The sequence below is a fragment of the Bradyrhizobium sp. F1.4.3 genome (genome assembly GCF_040548375.1).
GTDB lineage: Bacteria > Pseudomonadota > Alphaproteobacteria > Rhizobiales > Xanthobacteraceae > Bradyrhizobium.
This window is the reverse complement of sequence record NZ_JBEPRN010000001.1, coordinates 421,616-436,010: the sequence shown is the minus strand read 5'-3', so window position 1 is coordinate 436,010 and position 14,395 is coordinate 421,616. Positions and strand designations below refer to the sequence as shown.

15 protein-coding genes are annotated in these 14,395 nt (G+C 63.9%); 13 read left to right on the top strand and 2 right to left on the bottom strand.

Annotated elements, in window-relative coordinates; all coding sequences use genetic code 11:
• The first annotated feature begins 5 nt into the window (after positions 1-5).
• The 8 genes from nagZ (at position 6) to ABIB73_RS02195 (ending at position 6,480) form a co-directional block, all read left to right on the top strand.
• Positions 6-1,034: a beta-N-acetylhexosaminidase gene (gene nagZ, locus ABIB73_RS02230; RefSeq protein WP_354220992.1), complete on the top strand. Its 1,029-nt coding sequence runs from the start codon at positions 6-8 to the stop codon at positions 1,032-1,034.
• A complete protein-coding gene (locus ABIB73_RS02225; RefSeq protein ID WP_354220991.1) occupies positions 1,031-1,870 on the top strand; it encodes a segregation and condensation protein A in 840 nt (279 codons plus the stop codon). The genes nagZ and ABIB73_RS02225 overlap by 4 nt, the downstream gene beginning before the upstream one ends.
• Positions 1,871-1,891: 21 nt before the next feature.
• Positions 1,892-2,632, top strand: a complete 741-nt coding sequence (gene scpB / locus ABIB73_RS02220; RefSeq protein WP_354220989.1) for an SMC-Scp complex subunit ScpB — start codon at positions 1,892-1,894, stop codon at positions 2,630-2,632.
• A gap of 167 nt (positions 2,633-2,799) precedes the next feature.
• Positions 2,800-3,033: a twin-arginine translocase TatA/TatE family subunit gene (locus ABIB73_RS02215; protein ID WP_354220987.1), complete on the top strand. Its 234-nt coding sequence runs from the start codon at positions 2,800-2,802 to the stop codon at positions 3,031-3,033.
• 88 nt (positions 3,034-3,121) lie between these two features.
• Positions 3,122-3,682 carry a Sec-independent protein translocase protein TatB gene (tatB, locus tag ABIB73_RS02210; protein ID WP_354220985.1) on the top strand — a complete coding sequence of 187 codons (561 nt, stop codon included), beginning with the start codon at positions 3,122-3,124 and terminating at the stop codon, positions 3,680-3,682.
• Positions 3,679-4,491: a twin-arginine translocase subunit TatC gene (tatC, locus tag ABIB73_RS02205; RefSeq protein WP_354220983.1), complete on the top strand. Its 813-nt coding sequence runs from the start codon at positions 3,679-3,681 to the stop codon at positions 4,489-4,491. The genes tatB and tatC overlap by 4 nt, the downstream gene beginning before the upstream one ends.
• Positions 4,492-4,689: 198 nt before the next feature.
• A complete protein-coding gene (serS, locus tag ABIB73_RS02200) occupies positions 4,690-6,021 on the top strand; it encodes a serine--tRNA ligase (RefSeq protein ID WP_354220981.1) in 1,332 nt (443 codons plus the stop codon).
• A 96-nt stretch (positions 6,022-6,117) separates the two neighbouring features.
• Complete coding sequence (locus ABIB73_RS02195) at positions 6,118-6,480, top strand: hypothetical protein (RefSeq protein WP_354220979.1); 363 nt, start codon at positions 6,118-6,120, stop codon at positions 6,478-6,480.
• On the opposite strand, the gene ABIB73_RS02190 is transcribed toward ABIB73_RS02195, so the two are convergent.
• Positions 6,477-7,235, bottom strand: coding sequence for a hypothetical protein (locus ABIB73_RS02190; RefSeq protein ID WP_354220977.1), 759 nt, complete (start codon positions 7,233-7,235; stop codon positions 6,477-6,479). The genes ABIB73_RS02195 and ABIB73_RS02190 overlap by 4 nt on opposite strands.
• Positions 7,236-7,416: 181 nt before the next feature.
• Between ABIB73_RS02190 and surE the strand changes: the two genes are divergently transcribed.
• Positions 7,417-8,184 carry a 5'/3'-nucleotidase SurE gene (surE, locus tag ABIB73_RS02185; RefSeq protein WP_354220975.1) on the top strand — a complete coding sequence of 256 codons (768 nt, stop codon included), beginning with the start codon at positions 7,417-7,419 and terminating at the stop codon, positions 8,182-8,184.
• 20 nt (positions 8,185-8,204) lie between these two features.
• Here surE and ABIB73_RS02180 read toward each other — a convergent pair whose 3' ends face one another.
• Complete coding sequence (locus ABIB73_RS02180) at positions 8,205-8,576, bottom strand: response regulator (protein WP_354220973.1); 372 nt, start codon at positions 8,574-8,576, stop codon at positions 8,205-8,207.
• A 229-nt stretch (positions 8,577-8,805) separates the two neighbouring features.
• Between ABIB73_RS02180 and ABIB73_RS02175 the strand changes: the two genes are divergently transcribed.
• The 4 genes from ABIB73_RS02175 to ABIB73_RS02160 all read left to right on the top strand — a co-directional run bounded on the left by ABIB73_RS02175 (position 8,806) and on the right by ABIB73_RS02160 (position 14,306).
• Positions 8,806-9,456, top strand: a complete 651-nt coding sequence (locus tag ABIB73_RS02175) for a protein-L-isoaspartate(D-aspartate) O-methyltransferase (protein WP_354220972.1) — start codon at positions 8,806-8,808, stop codon at positions 9,454-9,456.
• A 109-nt stretch (positions 9,457-9,565) separates the two neighbouring features.
• Complete coding sequence (locus ABIB73_RS02170; RefSeq protein WP_354220971.1) at positions 9,566-10,966, top strand: peptidoglycan DD-metalloendopeptidase family protein; 1,401 nt, start codon at positions 9,566-9,568, stop codon at positions 10,964-10,966.
• A 559-nt stretch (positions 10,967-11,525) separates the two neighbouring features.
• Complete coding sequence (locus ABIB73_RS02165; RefSeq protein ID WP_354220969.1) at positions 11,526-12,521, top strand: formylglycine-generating enzyme family protein; 996 nt, start codon at positions 11,526-11,528, stop codon at positions 12,519-12,521.
• 117 nt (positions 12,522-12,638) lie between these two features.
• Positions 12,639-14,306 (top strand): arylsulfatase, encoded by a 1,668-nt coding sequence (locus ABIB73_RS02160; protein ID WP_502918398.1) that lies wholly within the window; start codon positions 12,639-12,641, stop codon positions 14,304-14,306.
• The last annotated feature ends 89 nt before the right edge of the window (positions 14,307-14,395 follow it).

The following is a 14,395-nucleotide window of genomic DNA, read 5'->3' as shown; positions in this document are numbered from 1 at the left end:
CCCTTATGAGCACGCGGGCCTTCATTACCGGCGTATCCGGAACGGAACTGACCGCCGCCGAGCGGGAGTTTATCCGTGCCGAGCGCCCATGGGGCTTCATCCTCTTCAAGCGTAATATCGAGACCCCGGCTCAAGTCGCTGCATTGGTTGCGGAATTTCGGGCGGTTGCAGACGTCTCCGACGCCCCGGTCCTGATCGATCAGGAGGGCGGACGGGTGCAGCGACTGGGACCGCCGCACTGGCCGGCCTATCCGCCGGGCGCCGTTTTCGGCACGTTGTACGACACTGATTCGGACCTCGGGCTGACCGCCGCGCGGCTCAGCGCGCGGTTAATCGCAGCCGATCTCGCCGATCTCGGCATCACGGTCGATTGCTTGCCGCTGGCTGACGTGCCGGTTGCGGGCGCCGATGCCGTCATCGGGAATCGGGCTTACGGCACCGAGCCGGGCAAGGTCGCGGCGATCGCCCGCGCAGTCACGGAAGGGCTGGAGCAGGGCGGCGTGCTGCCGGTGCTGAAACACATTCCCGGCCACGGACGGGCGACCGCCGACACCCATTTCAGGCTGCCGACCGTCGATACGCCGCGGGACGAACTGGACCGCACCGACTTCGCCGCGTTCAAGCCACTTGCGGACCTGCCGATGGCGATGACCGCACATGTTGTGTTTAGCGCCGTCGACCCCGCCCAACCGGCGACGACTTCTGCGACAATGATTGATCAGGTGATTCGCCACGCGATCGGGTTCCAGGGTCTGTTAATGAGTGATGACGTGTCGATGAACGCGCTGGCGGGCAATCTTGCCGAGCGCACCCGGGCCATCTTCGCGGCCGGTTGCGATATGGCGCTGCATTGCAACGGCAATATCGAGGAGATGCGTGACGTTGCCGCCCAGACGCCGGAATTGTCGGGCAGGGCGCTGGCGCGGGCGAACGCCGCACTTGCTGCGCGCAAGACGCCGCGGCCGTTCGACCGCGCGGCCGCACGCGCCGAACTGGACGCATTGATTGCACGGGCAAACACGGCATCCGCATGACCGCAGAAATCCTATCGTTTGAAACCGGGCGGCCCGCAGAGCTTGCCGAGGGCGAGCCGGCTTTGGTGGTGGACGTCGAGGGCTATGAAGGCCCGCTCGATCTGCTGCTCGCGCTGGCGCGGCAGCAGAAGGTCGACCTCGCCAAGATCTCGATCCTGGCTCTGGCCGACCAGTATCTCCACTTCATCGAAGCCGCGCGAAAGATCCGGCTTGAGCTTGCCGCCGATTATCTCGTGATGGCGGCCTGGCTCGCTTTCCTGAAGTCGCGCCTGCTGCTGCCGGAGCCGCCGAGTGCGGAAGGTCCGAGCGCCGAGGAGATGGCAACCGCGCTTGCCAACCGTCTGCGCCGGCTGGAAGCCATTCGCGAGGCCGCCAACCGGCTGATGAACAGGCAGCAATTGCTGCGCGACATCTTTCCGCGCGGCGAGCCCGAATCCATCGCCGAGATCAGGCATCCGAAATATACGGCGACGCTGTACGACTTGCTCACCGCCTACGCCGCGCAGCGCCAATCGCGTGTGCTGGCAAGCGTGCATCTGGCCAAGCGCACGGTGTGGTCGCTCGCCGAGGCGCGCGCCACGCTGGAGCGGCTGGTCGGCAGCATCACCGAGCAAGATGATTGGGGCGTTCTCGACGACTATCTGCTCCGGCACGTCGCCGATCCGACGCAGCGCGCGACGGTGCTCGCCTCGAGCTTCGCCGCCGCGCTCGAACTGGTGCGGGAAGGTCAGCTCGAGCTGAACCAGAAAGAGGCGTTTGCGCCCATTTATTTCCGGAAGGGGCGCCATCAACCGGTGCCAGACGCAACTCCTGCGCCTGATGCGCCGGTCGGTTAAGTGCAAGAAGGAGAATCTGCCATGGCAAGCCTGGCTGAAGCGCGGGTAGACGAGGCCGAGCCGATGGAGAACGAATCCCAGGCGCGTCCCGAAGAATTGCGGCTGCTGGAAGCGCTGCTGTTTGCCTCGAGTGAACCGCTGGATACAGCGACGCTGGCCAAGCGCATGCCGGACGGCGTCGATGTCAAGGCCGCGCTTGCGCAACTACAGGCCGAATATGCCACGCGTGGCGTCAACCTCGTGCGTGTCGCCAACAAATGGACCTTCCGTACCGCCGGCGATCTCGCCTGGCTGATGACGCGTGAGAGCACCGAGACCCGACGCCTGTCGCGTGCGGCGATCGAGGTGCTGGCGATCATCGCCTATCACCAGCCGGTGACGCGCGCCGAGATCGAAGAGATCCGCGGCGTCGTCACCTCGAAGGGCACCCTCGACGTGCTGCTTGAGACTGGCTGGATCAAGCCGCGCGGCCGTCGCAAGACACCCGGCCGTCCGCTGACCTTTGGAACCACAGAGGACTTCCTGTCGCAGTTCACCCTGGAACAGCTCGGCGATTTGCCGGGTCTTGAGGAGTTGAAGGGCACGGGCCTCTTGGATTCGCGCTTGCCGACCGGATTCAGCGTGCCCACGCCGTCGGACGATCCGGCGCTGCGCGAGGACGAGGATCCGCTGGAACCGGGCGAGGACCTTGATCTCGCGCTTGCTCCGGCGGTCGAGCCCGAGGAGCCGGAAGGCGGCAATGAGGGCGGCGGCGAGGACTGACGTTTCGTCCTTTTGCGGGCCCCCTGCGACCGGTTAACACTAGCAAGATTACGTAGCGCCAACAGCGAATTGGCGCTGCCTTGGTCCTTGTTTTTGACACCTGCGAAGCCTACGTTTCGGTGAAGATCGGCCGGGTCCCCGGCCATGCGCGTTTGGAGGGTTGCAGGATGGGTTCGCTTAGCATTTGGCACTGGATCTTGGTGATCGCAGTGGTCCTGCTGCTGTTCGGCCGCGGCAAGATTTCGGATCTGATGGGCGACGTGGCGCAGGGCATCAAGGCCTTCAAGAAGGGCATGCAGGACGACGACAAGGTCGCCGAAAAGCCCGAGCCGTCCAAGTCCATCGAGCACACTGCGGCGCCGACCGCGGCACGATCCGACGTCGGCAGCAAGGCCGTCTGAGCCAGGAGCACGCGAGACGCGGGAAGCGGACCCGATCCTGCGCGTGAGGGATTGGGCCGGTCGTGATTTCGCGTGAACGGAAGACGTCATGTTCGATATCGGGTGGAGTGAACTGGTTCTGATCGGGGTCGTGGCCCTGGTCGCCATCGGCCCGAAAGAGCTGCCGGGCGTGCTGCGCATGGTCGGTCAATGGATGGGCAAGGCCCGCAAGATGGCCGCCGAATTCCAGGGCCAATTCCAGGAGGCGATGCGCGAGGCCGAAATGGCCGACCTCAAGAAGAGCTTTGACGAGGTCAAGGAAGCCGCCTCCGGCTTCGCCGGCAACAATTTGATGACATCGCTCCAGAAGGACGTCAGCGACGCGCTGCGCGTCGATGCGCTCGACAAGCCGGCGGAGACCTCTGCGGCTGTCGAAGCGCCGGCGCCTTCAAGCGAAGCGCTGGCGACTTCAAGTGAAGCGCCAACGACACCGGAAACTCCGACGCCCGAGACCTTCGTGGAAGCTGAGGTGCATGCAGCAGTGAACGAGCCGCTCGCGATCACCCGCGAGGTCGAGCCGGCTGAGGTCACCCAGGAGAGCGTTACACAAGAGACCGTTACCCAGGACACCGCGCCATCCGAGGCGATCAAGGACGCCAAAGCGTCATGAGCGACGCCGAGATCGAGGCCAGCAAAGCCCCCTTGATGGACCATTTGATCGAGCTGCGGTCGCGGCTGATCAAGGCTCTGCTCGGCTTCGGCCTGGCCTTCATCTTCTGCTTCTTCTTCGCTAAGCAGATCTACAACGTGCTGGTCTGGCCGTTCGTGTGGGTCGCAGGCGCCGATAATTCGAAATTCATCTACACGGCGCTGCTGGAATATTTCATCACCCAGCTCAAGCTCGCGCTGTTCGGCGCCGGCTTCATCTCGTTCCCGATCGTCGCCACGCAAATCTACAAATTCGTCGCGCCTGGCCTTTACAAGCACGAGAAGCAGGCCTTCCTGCCCTATCTGGTAGCGACCCCGTTCTTCTTCGTGCTGGGCGCAGCACTGGTCTATTTCGTCGTGCTGCCGATGCTGGTTCGCTTCTCGCTCGGCATGCAGCAGGCCGGCAGTGACGAGACCGCGCAGATTCAGCTGCTGCCCAAGGTCGGCGAATATCTGTCGCTGATGATGTCGCTGATTTTCGCCTTCGGCATCGCCTTCCAGCTTCCGGTGATCCTGACGCTGCTGGGGCGGATCGGCATCATCACCTCGAAAATGCTACGCGAGAAGCGCCGCTATTTCATTGTCGTCGCCTTCATCATCGCCGCCGTGCTGACGCCGCCGGACGTGCTCAGCCAGTGCTCGCTCGCGATTCCGCTACTCGCGCTCTACGAGGGCTCGATCATTGCGGTCTCGATGGTGGAGAAGAAGGCGGCGGCCTCCCAGGCTCCCTCCGGCACCGACGCGTCGTCGGACGCCAACCCGGCGGAGTAGGGCGCCGCACCCTCGCTGTCATTCCCCGCGAAGGCGGGGAATCCAGGACGCCGCGGTCTCTCGGGGAATTGCAGTCGTCTCTGGAATACTGGATCACCCGCCTTCGCGGGTGACGACAGTTGTGCTAGTGGAGGCCCCGCCGCGAACGACTGGCATGAATCATCTGGCCGTTCGCCCAATACCCCCAGGACCGCCGCCATGCACGACATCAAATCGATCCGCGACAATCCGCAAGCTTTTGACGCCGGCCTCGCGCGGCGAGGTCTGAAGCCGCTGTCGGCCTCGCTGCTCGCGATTGACGAGACGCGGCGGGCGGCGATCCTGGCATCCGAGCAGGCCCAGGCGCGGCGCAATGCTGCTTCCAAGGAAATCGGTGACGCCAAGAAGGCGAAGGACGATGCGCGCGCGGCCAAGCTGATGGCCGAGGTCGCCGAACTGAAGACCACGATGCCGCAGCTTGAGGCCGCGGCGAAGGCGGCCGATGAGGAGCTGACGAAAGAGCTCTCCGCGATTCCGAACCTGCCGTTCGACGAAGTGCCCGATGGCGTCGACGAGCACGGCAACGTGCAGCACCATGTGTTCGGCAAGAAGCGCAATTACGCGTTCACGCCGAAGCTGCATGACGATCTCGGCACGGCGCTCGGCTACATGGATTTCGAGGCGGCGGCAAAGCTCTCCGGCGCGCGCTTTGTCGTGCTGAAGAAGGGGCTGGCGCGGCTCGAACGCGCGATCGGGCAGTTCATGCTCGACCTGCACACCACTGAGCACGGCTACACCGAGATCAACCCGCCGCTGCTGGTGCGCAACGAGGTGATGTTCGGCACGGGGCAGTTGCCGAAATTCGAGGACGACCAGTTCTGGGCGATCAAGGGCGAATTGTTGGCCGCGCCGGATCATGAGCGGTTGAAGACCGAGCGCCTCGGCCTCATCCCGACCGCGGAAGTGTCGCTCACCAACCTCGCGCGCGAATCCATCCTCGACGAAAAACAGTTGCCGATGCGGGTGACCGCGCTGACGCCGTGCTTCCGCGCCGAAGCCGGCGCTGCCGGACGCGACACCCGCGGCATGATCCGCCAGCACCAGTTCACCAAGGTCGAGCTGGTGTCGATCACGACGCCGGAGACCAGCAAAGACGAGCTGGAGCGGATGCTTTCTTGCGCCGAGCAGGTGTTGCAGAAGCTCGACCTACACTATCGCGTCATGACGCTCTGCGCAGGGGATATGGGTTTTTCGTCGCAAAAAACCTATGACATCGAGGTCTGGATGCCCGGGCAGGGCGATGGCGGCATGTTCCGCGAGATCTCGAGCTGCTCAGTCTGCGGCGACTTCCAGGCGCGGCGCATGGATGCGCGCTCGCGTGGCCCCGACGGCAAGCCGCGTTTCGTGCACACGCTGAACGGCTCCGGCACAGCGGTCGGTCGCGCGCTGATTGCGGTGATGGAGACCTATCAGCAGAAGGACGGCTCGATCGCCGTCCCCGACGCGCTCCAGCCCTATATGGGCGGGCTGAAGGTGGTCGCGCGCGAGTAACGCTCCATTGCCGGGTGTTGCGGCAGAAACGTTTGGTTGCGAAGATCGGGCGGCCGGTTATCCTGACGGCTGCCCGTCAATGCGAGCCGATCGTCCATGGCCTTGCACCGCGACATCTTCTGGGTCGGCAAACAATGGACGGTGACGGGCGCCGGCATCCAGGCTGTCGACCAGCGTCTGCGCGGCGTATTGGACATCGATCTCGCGCGGCTGTGGGACGACGATCTCGTGCAGAGCCGGCGGGCCAAGCCCGGCGTGAATGCTGCGGATTTTGACAAGGCGCTGACAGTGGCACGCGAGCGTTTTCCGCAAACGCCGGTGCCGGACCCGATCGTAGCGCAATTGGAGGCGCTCGGTGCGATTGAGACGCCCGTCGCGAGCCCAGTCGTACCGGCGATGAAGCTACGCGCCGAAGGCCAGCTCGCACGCTTCCTGCCGCAATGGCGCATCCGCCGCTAGTAGTGCATCGGGCTTGGATAGTTCGGCGCGATCCGGAAGTATGTGCCCGGGTCGGTCGCGTGCGAGCGATGGCGTGCCGGCATGCAGCCGTGGCGCGTCGCGACCATGCCGCGCCCGCAGTCGCGCGGCCGATCCTCTGATGACAATTTTGGCGAGACATCGGCATCCGGCTTCGCTGCCGCCGTGGCGCAGAAGCCGTCGCGCGGACAGCGTTTTGGCACGCATTGGCCTTTGGCGAATTCGAGGTCGTAGACCTGCCCGGACATCGTGACCTGGCTGTTGCACAGACACTGGCCCGTGACAGTCATCGCGCCGCCGACGCAATTCTCCGCATTGCTCCGCACGCAGGTGCCGCCCGGATCCATCTCCGCCGGCATTAATTCGAAGCCGGCCGGGCAGGTGCATTGCCCATTGCCCGCTGCGCCGCCGTTGCAGGTGATGGTGATCAACGCATGTGGGGGCCGTGGTGTGTCGGCGACGCAGGCGCCGCCATCGACATGGGCGTTGGCCGGGCAGACCGGCGGAGTGGTCGCTGCGCTGCTGTCCGCCGGGTCTGGAGGCGGAGTTGAGGCCGGCGCGGCCGGAAACGGTTGGGGCGGCGTCAGCGGTACCGGTTTGGCGACGCAGACGCCGTTGCGAAACTCCTGCCAGGGAAAGCAGCGGTCCACGGGCTCCGAATCCTGAGCCTGTCCCGTCCCTGGCACGCAGAGGCCCAGGCTGAGGCCGAGAAGGAAAGCGACTGCAAAGCGGGTCATTCCGTGCCCAGTTGCCTGACAATGCGTGGGAAAAATAGGATGCGGCGTTGCACTGCCGCAATGAGCTAGATCACACAGGAGATCTGCATCGCCCGGCCGAATTCCCGGAATTGGCCGGTTTGCCTGATCGGCCGTAGCCGGATAAGACGGCCTGACCCCATTTCAGGAATCGACCTCCGGCATGCGCATTCTCTGCACCAATGACGACGGCATCCACGCTCCCGGCCTCAAGGTCGTGGAGGAGATCGCACGCGCGCTGTCCGACGATGTTTGGGTGGTGGCGCCCGAGCTCGACCAGTCCGGAGTGTCGCATTCGCTGTCACTGAACGATCCCCTGCGCCTGCGCGAAGTCGGGCCACGGCACTTCGCGGTGCGCGGCACGCCGACCGACTGCGTCATCATGGGCGCGCGCCATATCCTGGGCACGAAGCCGCCCGACCTCGTGCTGTCCGGCGTCAACAAGGGCCGCAACGTCGCTGAGGACGTGGTCTATTCAGGCACCATCGCAGGTGCGCTGGAAGGCACCATCCTGGGGATACCGTCCTTCGCGCTGTCGCAGGAATTCAGCGTTGAGACCCGCGAGCGGCCGCCGTGGGACACCGCGCGCAAGTTCGGGCCCGACATCCTGCGCAAGGTGATCGCCGCGGGAATCCCGAAGGAGACCGTTATCAACGTCAACTTCCCGTCCTGCGCGCCGGAGGATGTTCTGGGCATCCGCGTGACCCGCCAGGGCAAGCGCAATCTCGGCTTCCTCAGGATCGACGAGCGCAGGGACGGCCGCGGCAATCCCTATTTCTGGATCGGCTTCGAACGCGCGGCGATGATGGACACGCCTGCCGAAGGCACCGATCTCGCAGCGCTGCGCGAGCGCTACGTCTCGGTCACGCCGCTCAGGCTCGATCGCACCAACGAAGCGTTTTCCGAAGCGCTGAGCGTGACGCTGAAATAAGTAGCGGCTTGGAGATGGGGCTAGCCGCGGCGCAGCGCGGCCTCGATCGTTCTGCCGAGCGCATCGAGCTGGAACGGCTTCTGAAGTGCGGGCCGGTCGCGGTATTGCTCGGGCAGGCCCGAGGAGCCGTAGCCGGTCGCGAAGATGAACGGGCAGCCCTTCGCCTTGATGACATCGGCGACCGGCGAGATGACCTTGCCGTTGACGTTGACGTCGAGGATGGCGATGTCGAACTCGGTCGCCTGGGCCAGCCGCATCGCCTCGTTGATGTCGCCGGCTTCAGCTGCGACCTTGTAGCCGAGCTCTTCGAGCATGTCCGCGACCATCATCCTGATCATAACCTCGTCTTCGACGAGGAATACAGAGCGGCCCGAAAGCCCTGTCGCAGTCATACCCGAGTCCTTGCCCATTCCCTGAAACGTTCGCAGATAACGCCAAGCGACGCAATGCGCGTTTCGGCCAACGGAAACCTGCAAATAGCTTAGATTGTCGTAAGCCGATTGTGGTCAAGTGCTGCGCCAGAACGCTATCATAGGTTCCTGAGCCGGAACAAGATTCTCGCCCGGGGCCGTTGCGAGATGGATCATCGATCGAGCCCCTTCGAGACGAACGCAGACAGCAATGGCCTCCAATCAGCACCCGCCGGAAAAGATGATGTTTCAGCTCACGCTGAGGCGCCGGGGCATCAGCGATCAGGCCGTGCTGCGAACCATGGAAGAGGTGCCGCGGGACCAGTTCGTCGAAGTGACCGATCGCGACGGCGCCTACCGTGACACGGCGCTGCCGATCGCGTGCGGGCAGACCATCAGCCAGCCCTTCGTCGTGGCCTACATGACCGAGCAGCTGCAGCTCCGGAAGCAGCACCGTGTGCTCGAAATCGGCGCCGGCTCCGGCTATCAGGCCGCTGTGCTGTCGCGGCTGGCGCGACAGGTACTGACGGTCGAGCGCTATCGCAAGCTGGCGGATGTTGCCCGCGCCAGGATCGAGAAGCTCGGCTATCACAATGTCGAGGTTATGCTGGGTGACGGCCTCAACTTGCCCCCCAATATCGGTCCGTTCGACCGCATCATCGTCACTGCTGCGATGGAGCAGATTCCCGAGAACCTGATCGAGCGGCTTGAGGTCGGGGGTATCCTGATCGCGCCGGTCGGCCCGCATCAGGGCGTGCAAACGCTGACCCGCCTCAGCCGCAGCGAGACCGGGATCGAGCGCAAGGAACTCGTCGAGGTCCGCTTCGTGCCGGCGCTGCCCGGCGTGGCGCGGGAGCTGTAGAATTCCGGATCGGCTGTGCTGCCAACATCTTATTGGGAGGGTTAAGCCGTTATTTACTCGGCGCGTGTTTACTTAAAAGACCAGTTCTGTTGCGTACGAGTGAGTAACCATGTCTGTTGTCGCCGAGTTGCTTTACTCGCGCCGCGTACCGCAGGTCGCGGTGCTGGCGCTGATCTCCTTCAGCTTCGCAGGGTGCAGCGCCGACATGTCGTCGCGGCTGTCCCAGTCGAATTTCTCCAATCCCTTCGCGTCTGAGCAGACCGGCTCGGTGCAGCAGGCCCCGCCGCCGCAGCGTGAGCTGCCGCAATATGCGCGGCCGCAGACCCAGCCCGGCTATTATCAGTCGCAGCCCCTGCCGCCGCCGGCGGTTGCTGCGCCGCAATCCTATCCCGTTGCGGCGGGCGGGGGTGTCGCCAGTGGAGGACGTGGTCTCGGCTCGTACACGCCGCCGGCCCAGCCGCGCCTTGAAGCGACCGGCACTGTGCCGCCGCGCTCGGTCGCCGCCGCCCAGCCGGCCGGCGGGACCAAGATCATCGTCGGCACCAGCGACACGCTCGACGTACTCGCCAAGCGCTATCACGTCAGCCCGCAGGCGATCATGGCCGCCAACGGCTACAAGGGGCCGCGCACGCTCTCGCCCGGCCAGCAGCTGATCATTCCGCATCCGGGTGCAACGGCTGCTGCACCCGCGCCGGTGATGGCTCCGGTCGCGGCAGCTCCCGTCATGGCGCCCGCGGCGAAGCCGCTTGCGGCCGTTGCCGCGCCGCCGAGCATCCATTTCGTCAATCACGGCGACACGCTCGCCAGCATCGCCCGCAAGAACCATATCTCCGCGGCCGAGCTTGCTCGCGCCAACGGCCTCGCGCCGTCGGCAAAACTCAAGCTCGGCACCAAGCTGACCGTGCCGGGTGCCAAGACCGCTGCAGTCGCTGCGCCGATGGCTCCGGCGCCTGTCGCGGCCGCTCCCGTTGCGGCTGCGCTGCAACCCGTTGCAGCCGCTACCGCACCTGCCACCAAGATGGCCGCTGTCGCCGCGCCGGCGCAGAGCGCCCGCCTGGCTCAGGCCACCGCCAATATCGAAGACAAGGCGGCCGAGGCCCCGGCGAAGGCTGCGGAGGCCACCGGCGCGCTGCCGACCTTCCGCTGGCCGGTGCGCGGCAAGGTGATCACGAGCTACGGCGCCAAGACCAACGGCAAGTCCAATGACGGCATCAATGTTGCGGTGCCCGAAGGTACGCCGGTCAAGGCGGCAGAAGACGGCGTCGTTGCCTATTCCGGCAACGAGCTGAAGGGCTATGGCAATTTGGTCCTGGTTCGGCACTCCAACGGCTACGTCACCGCATATGCCCATGCGAGCGAGCTTTTGGTGAAGCGCGGAGATCCTATCAAGCGCGGCCAGATCATTGCCAAGTCGGGTCAATCCGGGGAGGTGGCGTCGCCGCAGCTTCACTTCGAGATCCGCAAGGGATCGAGCCCGGTTGACCCGCTTCAATTCCTGAACGGGGCGTGAGACACGCCGCTTCGGCAGAGCGCGTTCTCTCTACACACTTGCTGTCATCGTCCGCGGAGGCGGACGATCGAGTATTCCAGAGACAGCAGACGTCAAGCTGAGAAGCTGCCGTATACCGTGGCGTAGTTTAACACGACGCCACATTCGGACCTTCGAGCCTGCTCTTTCTTTTCCAGCAAGCTCCCTGAATCCCAGCCCATTCAAAATTGCTGAGTTCGTGGCCTATGATTTGAGGGTCCGGTGTCGGAGGCCAAATCGCGCTGATCGCTGGGCCGCCAAAGCCGGATGAGATCAGGTTCGGTCTGAGGCTTTTGCGACCGGACAATCAAAATATCAAAAACAACCCCATGCAAAGTAGCCAATGGCTCCCCGGTGCGACGTCCTAATGCACTGAATCCACCTTGGTTTCGACGACGCAGCGGACATGGGAGAGCTTGCCGACGGCCCAGCCCTGTCGTGAGGGACGCGGACAGAATCCTTTGATCTGGATCAACCGGGAAGTGGGGCGTTCGGGCTCCGTGTCAGCGCACGCCCATCGCACACGTGTCCGGAGATCGGCATGAAGCTGGCTAATACGAAATCGTCGCCTGATTACGGACAAGCGCTCCAGCATCCAGCAGGTGAGGGGATGCTGTATGTGCCGGGCGGCACGTTTCGCATGGGTTCGGATCGGCACTATCCGGAAGAAGCGCCCGTTCACCGCGTCACCGTGGATGCGTTCTGGATGGATTGCCATCCAGTGACGAACCGGCAATTCAAGGCGTTCGTCAGGGCTACCGGCCACGTCACCGTTGCCGAGATCACGCCCGATCCAAAGGACTATCCCGGAATGCTCCCGCACATGGTCTACGCGGGCTCCCTGGTGTTCTTGCCGCCCGACCATCCGGTCAGTCTCCGGGACTTCAGCCAGTGGTGGACGTTCGCCAAAGGCGCGGACTGGCGGCATCCCTACGGACCGGGGAGCAAAATCCAAGGGCTGGACGATCATCCCGTCGTGCATGTGGCCTTCAGCGATGCGCTCGCTTACGCAAGATGGGCTGGCAAGGATTTACCGACCGAAGCGGAATGGGAATTTGCGGCGCGCGGAGGACTGAACGGCGCCGAGTTCGCATGGGGAGATGAATTTGCGCCTGACGGCCGTCATATGGCCAACACCTGGCAGGGCGAATTTCCGCGCCAAAACACCGGGGACGACGGATTCGAACGGACATCGCCGGTCACCGCGTTCCCGCCGAACGGTTACGGGCTGCACGATCTGATCGGCAATGTCTGGGAGTGGACGTCGGACTGGTACTCGTCTCGGCATGAGGCCGACGCTGCGAGAGCCTGCTGCATTCCAGAGAATCCGCGCGGCGGCCGCGAGACCGATAGCTACGACCCAAGAACGACCGACGTCAAGATTCCACGCAAGGTCATCAAGGGCGGCTCGCATTTGTGCGCGCCGAATTACTGCCGGCGCTACCGGCCGGCTGCGCGCCATGCGGAGCCGGTCGACACTTCTACAAGTCATCTTGGATTTCGATGCATCCGTCGAGAAGCCTCCGACGCATCATAATGGGAGAGCGACGCTATGTTGAATCGCATATTCGACGACAAGCTTTCGGTCGCAACGCCGCGCAAGACGCAAGGCTGGCTCAAGCGGTCCTGCGCAGCGCTGCTAGGTGCGACGATCATGATACCGGCATCCGGCTTGGTCAGCACGCCGGCGGCTGCCCAGCCGGCGCAAAAGCCCAATATCCTCTTCATTATGGGTGACGACATCGGCATCATGCAGCCGAGCATCTACCATCGCGGTTTGATGGTCGGAGAGACTCCGAACATCGATCGCATCGGAAACGATGGTGCGCTCTTCATGACATATTATGCCGAGCAGAGCTGCACCGCCGGGCGCAACGCCTTCTTCACCGGAATGCATCCGCTTCGCACGGGCATGATACCTCCGCAGTTGCCGGGCAGCCCATCCTGGCTGCGGCCCGGTACCCCCGCCGTTGCCAAGTTCTTGCTCGACCTCGGTTACAACACCGGCGAGTTCGGCAAGAATCACCTCGGTGATAATCCCGAGGCACTACCAACTGCGCATGGTTTCCAGGAATTCTGGGGTTACCTGTATCACCTCGACGCGATGCAGGGGGTGAGCTTCCCTGACATCAACAAGAGCCCGACCGTCCAAGGCATTGCGCCGCCGTGCAAAGCAACCCCGGTCCCGGGCCTCACCGACGTCCCCGGTGCCGTGGATCCTCGAACGGCGACGTGCCTGACGCCGCCGCGGCCGGTGCTTGCGTGCAAATCATCGGACGGCTCGCAGGCAAACCAGACCTGCAAGGACGAAGGTCCCTTGACGCTCGACCGGTCTCGAACCGTGGATGAAGAAATCTCGGCCAAGGTCATCGACTATCTTGATCGCAACGATCCCAAGAAGACCAACAAGCCGTTCTTCGTCTGGTACAACCCGGCGCGCATGCACATCACGACCGTGCTGCCGCCGAAATACGAGGCGATGATCGGCGAGCCGGGCGGCAAGGACTGGGGCCTCAACGAGGCCGGCATGAAGCAGATGGACGACAATATCGGCTATGTCCTCAAGAAACTCGAAGACATGGGCCAGCTCGACAATACCATCGTCGTCTTCACGACAGACAACGGCGCCGAGAACATCACTTTCCCTGACGGCGGCACCACCATTTTCAAGGGCGGCAAGCTGACCACCTGGGAAGGCGGCATGCGTGCCCCGCAGGTCGTTCGTTGGCCGGGCCACATCAAGCCGGGCACTGTCAAGAGCGAGATGATGTCGGCACTCGACTGGCTGCCGACGCTGGTCGACATCGCCGGCGGCCCGAAGGGCGACGCCTTGAAGAAGCAGATCGAGGCTGGAAGCTATCCCGGCATCGTCAAGACGACGCTCGACGGCGTGGATCAGCGCGCCTATCTCGAAGGCACGGATAAATCCGCGCGCGAAGTCTTCTTCTACTACACCGGCGCGCAGCCATCGGCGGTACGCTACAAGAACTGGAAGATGTACTACACGATGGTGCCGGACACCGGGACCGGCGGGTTGTTCGGAGCGCAGAGCTTCCATTGGACGCAGGTCGCCAACATCAAGCGTGACCCATTCGAGCAGACGGTCGGCTCCGATGCCAAATCGTTGCTGGGCTATGCCGGTTCGATCGGCTCGCCGAGCACAGCCTACCTGTACGACTGGAATATCCTGCCCCTCGGCCAACTGCTCTGGGAAAAGGAGCTCTTCTCATACAAGGACTTCCCTCCGATGCAGGCGCCGGAGACCTATAACCTCGACGGCATCCTCGCAGAGATGAAGAAGTCCGGTCATCAGAGCGAGTAACTGAGAGCGCTGCCGACATCCAACATCAGTGGCCGGCCCAAAGGCCGGCCCACTTTTCAGCAAGATATTGCGGGCCGGCTTTACCCGCC